The 15,542-nt window shown below is 44.3% G+C and carries 13 protein-coding genes; 1 reads left to right on the forward strand and 12 read right to left on the reverse strand.

The features are described from left to right. Window positions 1-82 precede the first annotated feature (82 nt). Window positions 83-1,954, forward strand: coding sequence for a hypothetical protein (locus tag ACTQ9T_RS11470; RefSeq protein WP_440465142.1), 1,872 nt, complete (start codon window positions 83-85; stop codon window positions 1,952-1,954). 288 nt (window positions 1,955-2,242) lie between these two features. Here ACTQ9T_RS11470 and ACTQ9T_RS11475 read toward each other — a convergent pair whose 3' ends face one another. From ACTQ9T_RS11475 to ACTQ9T_RS11530, 12 genes are all read right to left on the reverse strand, one after another. After that, window positions 2,243-2,671 (reverse strand): acetyl-CoA carboxylase biotin carboxyl carrier protein, encoded by a 429-nt coding sequence (locus ACTQ9T_RS11475; protein ID WP_440465143.1) that lies wholly within the window; start codon window positions 2,669-2,671, stop codon window positions 2,243-2,245. Between the two features lie 23 nt (window positions 2,672-2,694). Beyond that, complete coding sequence (locus ACTQ9T_RS11480; protein ID WP_110923445.1) at window positions 2,695-3,882, reverse strand: NRAMP family divalent metal transporter; 1,188 nt, start codon at window positions 3,880-3,882, stop codon at window positions 2,695-2,697. Window positions 3,883-4,108: 226 nt separating this feature from the next. Continuing rightward, the gene (pxpA, locus tag ACTQ9T_RS11485) at window positions 4,109-4,846 is read right to left on the reverse strand and encodes a 5-oxoprolinase subunit PxpA (RefSeq protein WP_440465144.1); all 738 of its coding nucleotides are present in this window, start codon (window positions 4,844-4,846) and stop codon (window positions 4,109-4,111) included. Next, window positions 4,836-5,759 (reverse strand): biotin-dependent carboxyltransferase family protein, encoded by a 924-nt coding sequence (locus ACTQ9T_RS11490; protein WP_440465145.1) that lies wholly within the window; start codon window positions 5,757-5,759, stop codon window positions 4,836-4,838. Before ACTQ9T_RS11490 ends, pxpA begins: the two co-directional genes overlap by 11 nt. A gap of 52 nt (window positions 5,760-5,811) precedes the next feature. Further along, window positions 5,812-6,465 (reverse strand): 5-oxoprolinase subunit PxpB, encoded by a 654-nt coding sequence (gene pxpB, locus ACTQ9T_RS11495; protein ID WP_440465146.1) that lies wholly within the window; start codon window positions 6,463-6,465, stop codon window positions 5,812-5,814. Between the two features lie 204 nt (window positions 6,466-6,669). Beyond that, window positions 6,670-8,016, reverse strand: a complete 1,347-nt coding sequence (gene accC, locus ACTQ9T_RS11500) for an acetyl-CoA carboxylase biotin carboxylase subunit (RefSeq protein WP_440465147.1) — start codon at window positions 8,014-8,016, stop codon at window positions 6,670-6,672. A gap of 79 nt (window positions 8,017-8,095) precedes the next feature. Next, complete coding sequence (gene accB / locus ACTQ9T_RS11505) at window positions 8,096-8,626, reverse strand: acetyl-CoA carboxylase biotin carboxyl carrier protein (protein WP_440465148.1); 531 nt, start codon at window positions 8,624-8,626, stop codon at window positions 8,096-8,098. Between the two features lie 199 nt (window positions 8,627-8,825). Then, complete coding sequence (locus ACTQ9T_RS11510) at window positions 8,826-9,617, reverse strand: putative hydro-lyase (RefSeq protein ID WP_194365333.1); 792 nt, start codon at window positions 9,615-9,617, stop codon at window positions 8,826-8,828. A 386-nt stretch (window positions 9,618-10,003) separates the two neighbouring features. Next, a complete protein-coding gene (locus ACTQ9T_RS11515; RefSeq protein ID WP_440465149.1) occupies window positions 10,004-10,729 on the reverse strand; it encodes a DUF3726 domain-containing protein in 726 nt (241 codons plus the stop codon). Continuing rightward, a complete protein-coding gene (locus ACTQ9T_RS11520) occupies window positions 10,726-12,453 on the reverse strand; it encodes a hypothetical protein (RefSeq protein ID WP_440465150.1) in 1,728 nt (575 codons plus the stop codon). The genes ACTQ9T_RS11515 and ACTQ9T_RS11520 overlap by 4 nt, the downstream gene beginning before the upstream one ends. A gap of 134 nt (window positions 12,454-12,587) precedes the next feature. After that, window positions 12,588-14,276, reverse strand: coding sequence for a BCCT family transporter (locus ACTQ9T_RS11525; protein ID WP_440465151.1), 1,689 nt, complete (start codon window positions 14,274-14,276; stop codon window positions 12,588-12,590). 202 nt (window positions 14,277-14,478) lie between these two features. Next, on the reverse strand, window positions 14,479-15,468 hold the full coding sequence (locus ACTQ9T_RS11530) for a membrane dipeptidase (RefSeq protein WP_440465152.1): 990 nt from the start codon (window positions 15,466-15,468) through the stop codon (window positions 14,479-14,481). Between the last annotated feature and the right edge of the window lie 74 nt (window positions 15,469-15,542).

Below are 15,542 nucleotides of genomic sequence, written 5' to 3' on the forward strand. Positions count from 1 at the left end.
TTTAACACAATGTAATAATTATGTGATATAAAAAATCTTACATACGGAAATGTTGCCGGTCTAGCCGGAAATGGAGATTTAAATGCGACTGAATAAGCTTTCGATTGCCGTTCATGCGGCTACTATTTTTGCAGCTAGCATTGCTTTGGCAGGATGTTTTTCTGATGATGACAATAATATTACTAGCACACCTTCGGTAATTGAGCCTTGTTCCTCGGTACTTAATGCTATCCAAGTAAATGATATGTGTGTATCGACCACGACTGTATCGAGTCCTGCTAAAGCAGCACAAACCCCTGGTACCGAAGGCGTGATGGTCAGTAATCCCAAACTCATCACTCATTTAGGTGCAAACGCTGATCTCAACCAAGCACGTTATACGCGTTACGCACTCGCTGATCAAGACAATCAACAGCCCGACGCTATTCTAGTTGCCATACCCGGCACACTAGGCTCAGCGCACAATTATTTCCGACTGGCTGAAAACCTTATGATAAAGGCGAAGGCTGCTGGAATGACAGTCGAGGTATGGGGTTTTGATCGTCGCTCTACATTACTTGAGGACACAGCTGGTCTGGATATTGCTGAAAAAAATAGAGACGTTAAGATCGCTTTAGACTCTCTTTTTGGTGGTGAGCTGGATCTGGATCTGAGTCCTGAGTTGAATCGTCGTGCTGAATTTTATGAGCAAAGTGACGTTCCTTTTATGGTGAATTGGACGCCTCAAGTTCATTCACAAGATATTAATGAGGTAGTCGAATTGGCACGAGCAGCGGCGCGTAATGGCAACGTCTTTTTAGCAGGTCATTCTGCTGGTACGGGATTTGTAGCACGTTATGCGGCGACTGATTTTAATTTTAGTGGTATGGGTGCTGAAGAGCCCGGTTACGCTAAGCTGCGAGGACTGGTACTACTGGAAGGTTCAGGTGGCGCGCTAGCAGGCGAGCCTCCTTCTGATGCTCAGTTAGATGCTGTGGAAGCTGCCGCTGATGGTGGACTTTATGCAGCAGCGCAAGCAGGTCGAATAAGCTCATATATTGCTTTACCAGGCCTAAGTCCGCGGCTAGTGGCATCGACTGAAGTACTGGGTATGCAAATGGTATTTGAGGATACGATTAATGGCACCCAGAATATACTACAACAAGGTTTCGGTGCAGATCGCAATGGCAAAACAAATAGCGTCTATCAGCAGGTAGAAGGCCTTGTCGATCGTCCTGTGCCAGTGACCGCTGGCGCTGCTGTAGGTACTTTTCAGGATGATGATAATATCCTCACACCAGCATTCATTCAACTATCAATGGGTAGCATTGGCAATTCAAATGCTGATGGCGTGTTCACATGGTTAGATAATGATCAGCCCTTGCCAAGTTCAGTCTTTGTTGACAATGGGCCTGCGCCGACCATGCTATCGAATCAGTCTTTGATTTGGGGTGTTGAGGCAGAGCCAACCAATCTGAAGCGCATCGCACCATCCTTCTTTGTCGGTGGTACTAACTACAGTGATTGGTATTATCCTAGTACTGGTTTGCTACTTGCTAACAACGCGGCGGCAGGTGGTGCAAATTTGGGGCTGGATACCAGTAAATTATCATTACCAATAGCCCAAGGTGGACGGGGCCGATCAGATATTGTCAATCAAACTCAAGCTCGTAAGATTGATGTGCCGGTGATTGGTTTTGGTGGTACTAACGGTCTGACACCTGTATCGGGGCTCTGGCGTAGCTTTGCCAATGCAATCGCGCCTTGTGTCACAATGACGTGTAATGGGACACCAAGAATGTTGTCTGGCGCGGCAGATTTAAGCGCAATTCCAACTTATGGTGGGTCAGAAGGCGGCTTTGAAGTATATATGAGTGAAGGCTATGCACATAACGATATACTTTCCGCTGACGACGATGCCAACAACAATGTGATTGATCCGTTGCTCGTGTTTATCAAACGCAATGCTCAGTAATTGACTCACTGCAACAGTAGAAAGGCCACCTTTGAGTGGCCTTTCTTGGTTCTTTCGGTGATCCAAGCTCGCTTAACAAAGGCTGTTTTTGCTACCGAAATAGTTATAGCTTAAATTCTCTTTGCAACAGCAGGCTAACTAACAGAGTCAAAACTCCAGTTTAAAGGCTATAGTCAGGTCAATGTAAAAAAGAGACAGCATGACATCATAGGTCAATAAAAAATCAATGTCAGCTATCGAAACCGCCTTAGGTAATACCACCTATACTAAAATTAAATGCCTACCGGTCTAAATAGGAACGCCCGATAACTCAAAAATAGGCTGTCCGTATTCAACGTTCTGGCCACTTTCAACCAAGACAGCCGTGACAACACCTTCTTTATTACTAATCACTGGCTGCAAACGGGTCAACTCATCAATGAAACAAACGGTCTGACCTTTTTGAATGTGGTCGCCTTCTTTGATTAAGTTGTCTGTTGCATCATCTTCACTTAAGTAGACCTGCCCCACGTAAGTGGCACCTACTTGCAAGACATCACTACCAGTCTGCTCGGTCTCATGAGTAGGCGTGGCCTCTATAGGATTAGCGCTAACATTATTCTGCGCACCTAGATTGTTAACCACCGTAATAGATTGCCCGTTGTCTGCAATCGTGACTTCGTGCAGCTGACTGCTTTCAACCAGTTTGACCACACGTGCTATTTGCTCTATATCCATAATACATTCCTTATCTTAATTTTTTAGCTCATGCCCAGATATTTAGCAATGGTCATGACACTTAGGATGCTCATAACGATGGCGATTAACCAACCAAATACCGCAATCCAAATAGGATGCTTATAATTGCCAACGATATTTTTTCTGTAGGCGGCAATCAGGATAATGACCATAGCAATAGGCAATACCAAACCATTTAACGTACCGACCAATACCAATACTTGGGCCGGTTTACCGATAGTGGCAAACACCATTGTCGAGATCACGATGAAACCAATAATGAAGTAGCGTTTGTGCTTTTCAATGAATGGATGGAAGTTGGTCATAAAAGACACAGAGGTATAAGCAGCACCAATCACCGAGGTCACAGAAGCCGCCCAAATCACCATACCAAAAATAACTTTACCCGCATTTCCTAAAATGTACTGAAACGGCGACATGGCTGGGTTGGCAGGATCCAATGCAAAACCTTGAGATACCACGCCTAATACTGCAAGGAATAAAAACACGCGAATCACAGAGGCAATTAAAATACCAGAGACCGAGCTTCTGGTCACTGATTTTAAGTTCTCTTCTCCGCTGACGCCTGCTTCTAATAAGCGATGCGCACCTGAAAAAGTAATATAACCGCCAACCGTACCGCCGACTAGCGTCACGATAGCCACTGCATCAATTTTGTCGGGCATAATCGTTTTGCTGACGGCTTCTGCTAATGGCGGATCAGATTTAAAGACCACATAAATGACCAATACAATCAGGATAAAGCCCATTAACTGAGCGAACTTATCCATCATAGGACCCGTTTCTCGGCCTAAAAATATCGCTACGGCAATCACACCACTGATCAGGGCGCCTGTGATGGGCGACATATTAAACATGGACTGCATGCCAAGTCCGGCACCGCCAATATTACCAATATTAAAAGCCAGACCACCCGCAATGATTAAGAACGCGAGCAAGTAACCGACACCAGGAAACACCAAGTTGGCGATTTCCTGTGCACGTTTTTTGGAGACAGCGACTACTCGCCAAACGTTAAGCTGGACGCCGATGTCCATAACAATAGATATTAAGATAACAAAGCCGAAACTTGCCATTAGGCTTTCGGTGAATGTGGCCGTTTGGGTCAAAAAGCCTGGCCCTACTGCTGATGTAGCCATCAGAAAGGCCGCGCCTAAAATGGCGGTATTGTGTTTTTTTATGGTGCTCATAAACATCCTTGTGCTATATGGGATTATTTAATCAAATGATTAGGGCGTGTCCTCATTTTAAAAATGGTGGTAAAAATGAGATAAATTGCAGTCAAACAAGGAAAGTAGCGCAGATAATATCGAGATATTAGTCAGCTATTTGACGCTGTTTGGCAAGATTTAGCCATTTTTAACCCATTTAGATGACCATCGATTGAATTGAGGACATGCCCTAGCGGGCGGATATTTAGTGGGCAGATATAGTGATACCTTTTAGCTCTAGTTGTTTCTTTATTTCTTGTGCAAATAAAATAGCGTGTTCGCCATCACCATGTAGGCAGATGCTTTGCGCTTCTACTGGTACGGTTTGACCGCAGACACTAGTGACTGTCCCTTCAGTGACCATTTGTAATACATGTTTAACGGCCTCGTCTGTGTCGGTGATTAAGGCGTTGTCTTTAGTGCGGGAGACCAATGAGCCGTCTTTTTCATAGTTCCTATCGGCAAACACTTCTGATATGGCTTCTAAACCATGCTTCTTAGCTGATTTAACCAAATAGCCGCCGGACAAACCCATGACCTTTAGGATTGGATCAAATCGTTTGATTTCACTTACCAAGATATCTGATAAGTCTTCATCAATGGCTGCTTGGTTGTACAACGCACCATGCGGTTTTACATAGTCCAAAGTCACACCAACCAAGTCACAGAGCGCTTTGGTTGCACCCAACTGATACACCAATAAAGCACGATAATCGGCTTCGCTTAACGGCTCATGAATACGGCCAAAGTTTTCTCTATCGTTTAGACCAGGATGTGCGCCTACGCTCACGTTGTTTACTTTTGCCAATTGCAACGTGGCTAGCATCTCGCTGTAAGAACCAGCATGAAGACCGCAGCAGACATTCGCTGAGCTGACTATCGTTAGTAATTTATCGTCTTGCCCGCAGCCTTCCGCCACATCAGCGTTTAAATCAATTTTCATTGGCATACTCCTTTATTTGATCGATGTAATGTTGTCTTTTCTGTTGTTCACGCAATGCCTGCTCTAACGACACAACGACGAACTGACAGGCTTTGCCAAATCTAATCTGTGCCATCAGACCTATGTCCGCTTGAATCACAGTTGCAATTTTAGGGTAGCCACCCGTCGTTTGCCCGTCTGCCATTAGGACAATCGGTTGTCCTTGTGGTGGCACCTGAATCATGCCAATATCAACGCCATGCGAGCTCATTTCTACTGGCTGACTAAATTCAAGCGCTGTAGCCCCCTCCAAACGGTAACCCATACGGTTGCTACTGCTTTGTAGTTTCCATGGCTGGGTCTCAAACGCTTGTTGAGACGACTCAGTGAAGCAATCATATTCACTGCTTTTTATCACTCGAATAACCTCGGTTGGCGCAAGTCGAGCCACCCCAATGACAGGCAGACTTGATTCAGTCTTTACTGCTAAGCTGTCATCGGCTTTTAAATATCTGCCTTTAAATCCGCCAAATCCTGCTTTGAGATTGGTGCTGACTGACTGCAATACTGGCTCAATATCAAAGCCGCCATGCACACATAAATAGGTATACATGCCTTGTAGCGGACGCAAAAGTTTGAGCGTTTGCCCCGCTGTTGCATTGATACGCCAATAACAAGGAAGGCGCTTGTCGTCTAGATAAGCCTCGTACAAAGCACCTGTTAAGCAAAAGCTGACGCTTTCTTCAAACTGTATGGTTAGCTCACCGAGCGCTATTTCAATAGCAGGTTCGTTGGCTTCGTTTTTCATCAAAGCATTGCCGGCTTGTAGCGCCCAGCTGTCCATCACGCCATTTCTACCCACGCCCATGCTTCGGTAACCCAGTCGTCCCGAATCTTGAATACTGGCAAGGGCACTCGCGGTTAAAATTTTCATTGATACCACCTGTTTATTTGTCTTTTTGATTCATGCATCTTTTATTTATCGCTTATTGATGAATATCAATCGCTTTAAATGTCAAAGTATCGCCTGCGTTAAGCAACGTCGGAGAAGACTTGGTTAAATCAAATAAAGCAGTATCCGTCTGGCCGAGTAACTGCCAACCGCCTGGAGACTCAAAAGGGTACACCCCTGTCTGCTCGCCGCCGATACCCACTGAGCCTGCCGGCACTTGAGTTCTAGGGATGGCATGCCTTGGGAAATACAGCGACTCAGACAAGCCGCCAAGATAAGGAAACCCTGGCTGAAAACCGATAAAGTAAACGGTATAAGTGGCTTTAGTATGTAGATCGACAACGGCTTCAACCGAAAGGTTTAAGTCATTCGCCATGGCCGCTAAATCAGGGCCATACTTACCACCGTACTGCACGGGTATCTCGACGTGCTTACCTTGGATGGTTTTTGAAGGGATATCATTGAGCAGGTCTGATAGCTTATCTTTGAAAGTATTCAGCTCAGCCCACGTTAATGGCACGATGAATACACTGAGCGTATTCATACCAATTACCACTTCGATGACTTCTGGCATTTTCTGGATGCTATCTGATAAAGCCCAGCATTTTTGTTGTTTTTCTAAGGTGATCGGTTTAGGGAAAAACAACGCGAGATTGGTTTCACTGCATAGTTGCCATTGTAGTTCCATTAGCACGTACTCCATTATTTTTTATCTGCTATAGTCAAATCTTCTATAAATTGGATACGGTGTCAGGCTCGCTTAGTCTACGACTTGTAGTACTTTCACTCGCCTTCCTTGTATCCAAATTATATTGAACCGACTATATCTTGATTCTGACGCTTCTGACGCTAATGTCAGATTTGGTTTTCATTTTTGCGGGCAAGACCTGATTTATATATTGTCTTGTATCCACTGTTCTAAATAATGAATGCTCATTTGCCCCTCACAAAACACCTCATCTTCAAATAAGCGTTGATGCAGCCCAATATTGGTATCAATACCGGTGATTTGCGCTTCTGATAATGCCGCACGCATTTTTTCTATCGCTTTTTTTCTTGAACGATCTTGTACACATATCTTGGCAATCAAACTGTCATAAGATGGCGGCACGGTGTAGTTCGACTCAGCATGACTATCCACTCTGATACCAAACCCTGCTGGCATGTGGCAGTAGTCTATGCGCCCCGCATTTGGCAAAAATGTCTGCGCGTTTTCAGCATTGATACGGCACTCAAAAGCGTGTCCGGTAATGGCGATATCACTTTGTTTGTATGCCAATGGAAGCCCTGCAGCCACTCTGATCTGTTCTTGCACAATATCGACGCCCGTCACCATCTCAGTAATGGTGTGCTCAACTTGCACACGAGTATTCATCTCGATAAAGAAGAACTCGCCGTTTTCGTATAAAAACTCAAACGTGCCTGCGCCTCTATACTGCATTTGCTCGCAAGCTGTGACACAGGCTTGACCGATTTTCTGACGCTGCTCTTCGGTGATACCAGGTGCTGGCGCTTCTTCAATGACTTTTTGATGACGGCGCTGCATAGAGCAATCTCGCTCGCCTAAATAAATAGCATTGCCGTGAGTATCAGACATGACTTGCACTTCGATATGACGAGGTGCTTGTAAGTATTTTTCAAGATAGACGATAGCGCTACCAAAATTGGCTTTGGCCTCTGTTTGCGTCATAGAAATCGCAGAGAGTAAGTCGGCTTCTTTTTCGACCACGCGCATACCACGCCCGCCGCCGCCGCTTGCTGCTTTGATGATGACTGGATAACCAACGTCACTGGCAATCTTGATAACTTGCTCTGAATCAGCAGGCAAAGCGCCATCAGAACCAGGCACACAGGGCACGCCAGCCATTGTCATTTGTTTTTTGGCTTCAACCTTGTCGCCCATGTTTCTGATATTGTCAGCCGTTGGGCCAATAAACGTGAGACCTGAGTCTTCAATTAAGGCCGCAAAGTCTGCGTTTTCAGACAAAAAGCCATAGCCTGGGTGAATAGCTTGTGCGTTGGTGATTTTTGCAGCAGAGACCAGCGCTCTTTGATTGAGGTAGCTGTGCGTGGCATTGGCAGGCCCGATACAGATTTTTTCATCGGCTAGGCGTACGGGCAATGAGTCTTTGTCTGATTCAGAATGCGCAATGACGGATTTAATACCCAACTGCTTACAAGCTCGGATAATACGTAGAGCAATCTCGCCACGGTTGGCAATTAAGATTTTTGTGAACATATTTATTCCCTTAAAAATATAGTGTCAAATACAGTGTTTGTGCAGCGTCTATACAATATTGAGTGGCTATTGAGTGGCTTTAACTGTCTGGCGCTATAATAAATAAAGGCTGTGCATATTCTACGACATCACCTTCCTCAATCAGAATCTCTTGAATCGTACCGTCAGCTTCTGCTTTTACTTCATGCATCATTTTCATGGCTTCAATGATACATAGGGTCTGCCCTGCTGCTACCTGATCACCCACCTTAAAGAACGCCTCAGCGGTCGGCTCAGAGCGAAGATAGAAAGTGCCGAGCATAGGCGCCAATACTTGAGATGAAGATGAAGAGCTAGATGAATTAGTGACCTCTGTCGTCACCGTTTCATCAATAGAGCTATTGCCTGCACTGGTATTATTAGGAGTGTTATTGTAGGAATTTACTGTGTGTGGTTCTGAATGAGAAGTTTTTGAGTGGCGAGTATTACCAATATGATTGCTGCTTTCATTGAAATTAGCCTGACAAACGATAGAGATACGTGCATCACCATCGGTTACTTCTAATGATTGTATGTCAGCGCTTTCTGCGATTTTGATCAGCTTTTCTAGATCTGTAAAGTTAATATTCATATTGTTAGCTATTCCATTAGAGTAGAAGTAAGTAATTATTTTTTATGAAAAATCTGTGCGATATACATGATGTAACTGATATAAATAGGGCCTTACTATTAAACACTACGTTTTTATTTACCGAGAGCTTTGTGGACAAACAAGATTGGATGCCATTACATTTTAAAAGGGCGTTTCAAAATAGCGTTGTCACCCAACATTATAGAACTGCCAAGTCTTCATCTTTTGGGTCGCAGATAAACATATGCCCCGGCGCGTGCGTTATCATCAGTTCAGGTTTACTGGTCATTGCGATGCTTTGAGGCGTTACACCACAAGCCCAAAACACAGGCACTTCACCTTCCTTTATGAGTGATGCATCACCAAAATCGGGAGAATGGATGTCTGTTATACCGATGACACTAGGGTCTCCAATGTGGATAGGCGCGCCATGTACTTGCGGAAACCGAGAGGTGGCTTGTACGGCTCTGGTGATTAATGGATAAGGTATCGGTCGCATGCTGACCACCATTTTTCCATAAAACTGTCCTGCAGGCTCAGTTTCTATATTCGTGATATACATCGGCACATTGTGATTGTCTTCGATGTGTCTGACAGGAATAGACGCATTGAGCATGGCAGACTCAAAGGAAAAGCTACATCCTAAAAGAAAGCAGACCAAGTCCTCTCTCCAATAGTCTGTTAGATCTGACACCTCAGCTACTAGCTCGCCAAACTCGTATATTCGATACTTTGGGACATCAGACTTTAAGTCTGCGCCCTTCGCCATCAGCCGTGGTTCCGAACTACCAACATCTGTTACGTCTAAAATAGGACAAGATTTTGGGTTTCTTTGTGCAAACAATAAAAAATCATAGGCCAATTTCTTGGGTACTATGACTAGGTTTGCTTGTATGTGACCTTTGCACATGCCAGAAGTTGGCTTGTTGATTTCGTTCTTACCGATTAATGCTCTGACCTCTTGTGGCGTCATATTTGCTAAATCTAACATGATTACAACCTCTTACGTTTTGACATTTCTGACAGATAAAAAATCATCTAATAAAAACTGTATGAAGTTGGCGCTTTGTAACAGTATTTTATATATAGATAACTATATTATCGTTATGTAACCTAGCAGAACACTTTTAAAATGACAAGACGTAAGCGTTGCAAATAAACGCATGCGATACATAAATGAGGATAGACAAGGAGGGGTTAGTTATATAAATGAAACTATGAGTCAGATCGAAAAGAGGTTCAAACGTTGGTAGAAGTGTTGGTACCATTTTGCAAAATTTAGCCGTGGTGTATGTCAATTAAATAATATCTGACTGTTCGCGTCTAATATGTTTAACAGTTGCTACTCATATAACCTAAAATAAATGTTTTTATTCTTTATACGCCTCCCGCGCCTTTACTTGATGCTTCACTATTTTCGACCAATATCGCCGCTGCTGTTTTTTTGAGTGTTTCCCACTGCGCATCGTCAACATAGATACCTTCTTTCCATGCGCGCTGATGCGTTTCAAACAATGCATCTGTCGATATTTTACGATCGAAATTCTGTGTGTCTGATTCAATATCAAAGTTTTGCGTGGCAATTTCAATGACCATATCATTGGTATTGTAGTTGGCTTGCGGTTTGTCAAAAAAGTAAAGGTCAGGATAGACAAAGTCTTTATTTAACGTAAATAATGTATGTTTGGGCACAGAGCCATTGTCCCATTTGGCCAAGCAAGCAAAGCCTTTGGCAGCCAGTCCCACCAACTCGCTATAAGCCAACCAGCGATTATGACAGTTCTGCAAATAAATATAAAAATGCGCTGAGTCGCCCATTTTTTCAAGCGCATAATCAATGATAGTCGGCAAATGACAAGCCAAGCTACTACCATGCAGATCTAAACGGATAGCACTTTCTTCTTGATGAACAATATCGATTGGGGTATCAATCTCGTTCAAAATATAAGGAGTGGCATTATTAAAATGTTTGATACCATCCAATCCTGCCATCTGTAGTTCGGCGACCATAGTGGCTATCACATCAGCTTCCCCCACCTCTCGGTGCAGCCCAGTAAAAGCTTTGTATACCATCGTGACGATTTCATTGTGCGATACCATCATAAGTCAGAGCCTCCTTGCTCTATTGATACATCAGGCAATAAAGGAAACAACCATTCATCACTACCTACTTCTGCAAATAATGGCGCGCCTTGAAACAAAGTAATCCTGACCCAGCGATCAGATCTGGGATCGAACTTGGTTGCCCCAAACATCGATAATTTACACCGTAATAGATGCATGGGTAACGCGTCTTTGTGTAAGACATTCATCTGAATATCACCCAGCTGCTTATGCCCCATCGTCCAGACGCGGCGCGCAATTGAGCGATATTTGGGCTTATTCAAGATGAACTCGGATATTAGCTGCTGCGAATTGGCTTGTTTTAAAGCCAAATATAAATGATTGGCTTGGCGAGCGATATCCAAGGACAGCTCACGATCAGCACCCGGCTCCTGACCACGTATACCCATACGTGGCTCTTCCTTATCGATGGAACGATACCAAAACCAATGGCTATTCTCAGGCTGAGTAAAGTCGATATCAATGGCCCAGCGATAATGCTGCTCTAAGACGTCAATTAGATCCTGAATGACTTTGCCTTTTGGTAACGATAAGGCTTCATCAGCATTGACGCTGTCGAGCAGTTCATCGACATGCTCAGGATACAGCTCTATTAAGCAAGAAATAATGACTTCTTGGCTCTCAAAGCTCAAATGGTCATGTGCCTGTAAAAAATCCGCCCATGTCGCATAATTATTAATACTTATCATCAGATTGTTTTGTAATACTGTTAATTCTGTGACGACCGCTTTATTGAGTTTGATTTGCTGCTCGTTGATGGTGACAATCTCGCCAAAATGCTGAGTAGCACGTTTGATTAGACTGGCAAAATGTGCGGTTTCTTTAGGCTCAATATGGCAAACCAGTGTCGCCTGTAATGCCTCTTCACGGGTGGTCAGCCATTGGTCAACGACGCATGGATGATTGATTAAATAAGGCGCCATACCTAGACCGGTGGCATTACCAATGCCCAAATAACGCTTGATTTCTGGATGCAGAACGGCGGCCTTGCTACCGCCTTTTTGTTTTGCCAAATAATCGACCCAATCAAGGCTGAACTCACGCAACAAGTACACAGCACACATCTGCGCTCGAAACGACTGATTAAAGTCCTCGCTATGATCTAACGGCTTAAAATCATAAATACCGAACTTACCATTGCCATAGACCGCCGTGGTACGCAGGATATAGCCGACTTGTGCGAGTACGTCAATCTCAGGCTGCTTGCCAGCCGCAAGTGAGCTGACAATATGATCAAAGACACGCACGCTTTTGTTTGCTCGTGCCAGCACCATCATCATGTTGGAGTTGCGACCGGCTTCTTGTAGCGGTACGTTGGCTTGTAGATTATTCAGTAATTCTTCGCTTATCTCACCAAATACCAGCCCAAAGGTGACATCCCATTTTTGGGCAATCACTCTATCATTACGCTCGTCATCAGCCAGCTCGTTGCAGAACACCACTAAATGATACAGATGCTCTGGGGTATGTAGACGATAGATAACCTTGCCATAGCCTTGCTCATCCAAATCCCACAAATGAGTGCTGAGCGTCCATTTTTCTCTATCAATCTTACGCAATAACGTACGCACAAAGCTAACGCGGGTTTGATGCATGGCGCCCAGTCTTTGCGCATCCATAATCACATCACGAGTACGGAAACCTGTACTAAATAAAGGCGGCTTTACGTCGATACTTTTATCATTTGCATAAACCATATTCATAATGTCACTACCTTACCTAATATACTGAGCCAGCAGCTTTGTTAATAATCTCAATGAGGGTGTCTATTGGTAAATATGAAATTAGCGGTGTATGTAATGGCTGTCTCATATTTACCGTCTGGTGATCTAGAACCTTAATCAGTTTTTTGCGTCATGCTTTCTTTAGACGTTTGAGCGTTTTCGGCTTCACTAATTTTGTGTCTCACCTCTACCTGATTAGGGCGATACAAATCTTGCTCTCGTGCCATTTTCTGAGCAATCTGTGGACCATTCCATAGTGAAGGCAATAATACAAAAGAGACTGGCACGGCAGTAATAACGATAAAGGACTGCAATGCTGTCACGCCACCTGAGCCAAGCGAGATTAGAACAATGGCCGTTACACCCATCATGATGCCCCAAAAGGTGCGAATCATGGCGTTTGGTTCACGCTCGCCACTGATGACCACACTGATGGTATACGTCATCGAATCACCCGTCGTAACGATGAAGACGGTGGTCAGAATCAGAAACAGTATCGAGGTAATTAAAGGAAAGGGTAACTGCTGCGTGACAGCTAATAATGCACCGGGTAAGTTAAAGCCTTCAAAGGCGCTACTGACACTTCCTGGATTGGCAATCTCAAACGCTAAGCCAGAGCCCCCAACGACAGTGAACCAAAAGCAGGTCACGAGCGGGGCAATAATACATACGGTGGTAATCAGCTGACGAATAGTACGACCGCGTGAAATACGAGCGATAAATATCGCCATCATCGGGCCATAACCCAAGAACCAACCCCAAAAAAATACCGTCCACCAGCTTAGCCAACCTTCATCACCACGATACGTCGCCATCGGGACAAAGTTGTCAATCATCGTACCTACACCTTGGATATAGCCGTTGACAATAAAATTGGTCGGACCAAATATTAAGATAAAGACCATCAGTGCAAAAGCCAAGATGACATTGAAGCGACTGAGTAGCTGCATACCACGAGTCAGACCACTGATCGCAGACAACGTATAGAGTACGATGGCAAAGACAATAATGATTAGCTGAGTCGTGAACGTATCAGGAATACCGAACAATTCATTGAGTGCATAGCTGGTTTGCAAGCCCAAGAAACCAATAGGACCGATCGTGCCCGCAGCAACCGCTACAATACAGCAAGCATCAATGATTGCGCCCGTTTGGCCTGTGAGTACACGCTCACCAAACATAGGATAGAGTAAGGTACGAGGCTTCAACGGTAAGCCTTTGTCATAATGCAGATGCATAATCACAATCGCGGTTAAACTGCCTACAATCGCCCACGCCAAAAACCCCCAATGCATAAATGATTGAGACAATGCGTTAAAAGCGCGTTGCTGTAAATCGGCTGACTCACCGTATAAAGGCGGCGCTGAAACGAAATGCGCGATTGGCTCGGCGGCAGCCCAAAAAACGCCACCACCGGCCAATAGTGTGCAGAAAAGAATGGCCATCCACTTAAAACTGTCTATCTCAGGTACGGGTAGATTGCCTAAAATCACGCGACCTGTACGGCCAGCACCGACTGCCAAAGCAATGACAAAAGTAGCTAATAACAATATCTGCCAAAAAGGTCCAAATATTTTGACGGACCATGAAAAGCCCACTTCGACTATCTTTGCCAAGCGCGCTTCTGCAAAAATCGCCATCAAAACAAAGGCTACAATGAATCCGCCACTGTACCAAAACGCAGGATTTTTAAGGCCTAACGTGTCGGTAGAAATAGCGGCGGCTTCGGACTCACTTATTCCTTGATTAACAGGAGCCGAGCGTCCTTGCTCATCTTGATTAAATCCCTTTAAATCGGCCATAATGTGGCTCCATATACTATGCTAACGTTGCGTTTTAGATCAGAGTGGTAGTAATAAGGGTGTGATCAAACGACCTCAATATACATACGATCTAATTTAAAATTACCTACTTCAAATGGATATGCGCTATAAAATGTCTGTCGCTTTATAGCGATTTCGAGCAACCGTTGAATGAAATGAAATGACTTTTTTAAATAGCTGGTTAAGCCAAAGGCTCTAAGCCTTGCTCTAAAAAATCAAACCAGTTTTGACCGATGACTTTTCCAGCGTCAATCTCATTAAAACCATGCTTGAGCAAACCGTTATAGATGTTTTCCATACCGTCCTTGCCAGCGAACCATGGCAAGGTATCTGGCCAGCCTGAATTATTGGCGTTGCCTTCACCATAGTCCATGGCTTTTGACCAACGTCCATTACGCATCCACTCAAGTACAGCTTGTGGTTGATTGAGACATAGATCACTACCAATCGCTAAATGCTCGACGCCATATTTATCAGCGCAATTGGCAATCATGGTGCAGAAATCATCAAGCGTACATGCGCTACCATTTGGCAAATGGAACGGATATAAACTAAACCCTAACAACCCGCCTGCTTGGGTCAAGGCACTGATGACCGTATCTGACTTATTACGCAAGGCCTCATGAGCCGTGGTCGGATTGGCATGGCTTATACATATCGGACGCGATGACACTTCTATCGCCTCAAGCGTTGAGCGCTCAGCGCTGTGTGACATGTCAATAATCATACCGACACGATTCATCTCAGCGATGGCTTGCTGACCAAAACGAGTAATACCGCTATCGTTCTGCTCATAACAACCCGTTGCCAGTAAGCTCTGGTTGTTATAAGTCAGCTGCATGATCAATAAACCTAAGCGACGCATCACGCTAATCAAACCAATTTCATCATCAATTGGTGAGCAGTTTTGTGCGCCGAAAAAAATGCCAACTTTGCCCTGCTCTTTTGCCGTTTTGATATCAGCCACTGAGTACACGGGCAAGATAAGATCTGAGTTTTGCTCAAAGCGTGCATGCCATTCAGCAAAGCGAGTTGTGGTTTGGCGAGCGTCTTCGTGATAGACCAAGGTGGCATGTACCGCATTGATACCACTGGCTTGCAGCATCTTAAAATAATCGCGATCCCAATGGCTATACTGTAATCCGTCAATGACGATATGGTCTTGGTACATATCAATTCCCTTTAATACTTTTATAAGTGACCGCTATCATTTGCTATTAAGTGCGTGTTTACACCCTGTCGCGT

Source organism: Psychrobacter sp. ASPA161_6 (genome assembly GCF_051970285.1).
In the GTDB taxonomy this organism is placed as follows: Bacteria; Pseudomonadota; Gammaproteobacteria; order Pseudomonadales; family Moraxellaceae; genus Psychrobacter; species Psychrobacter glaciei.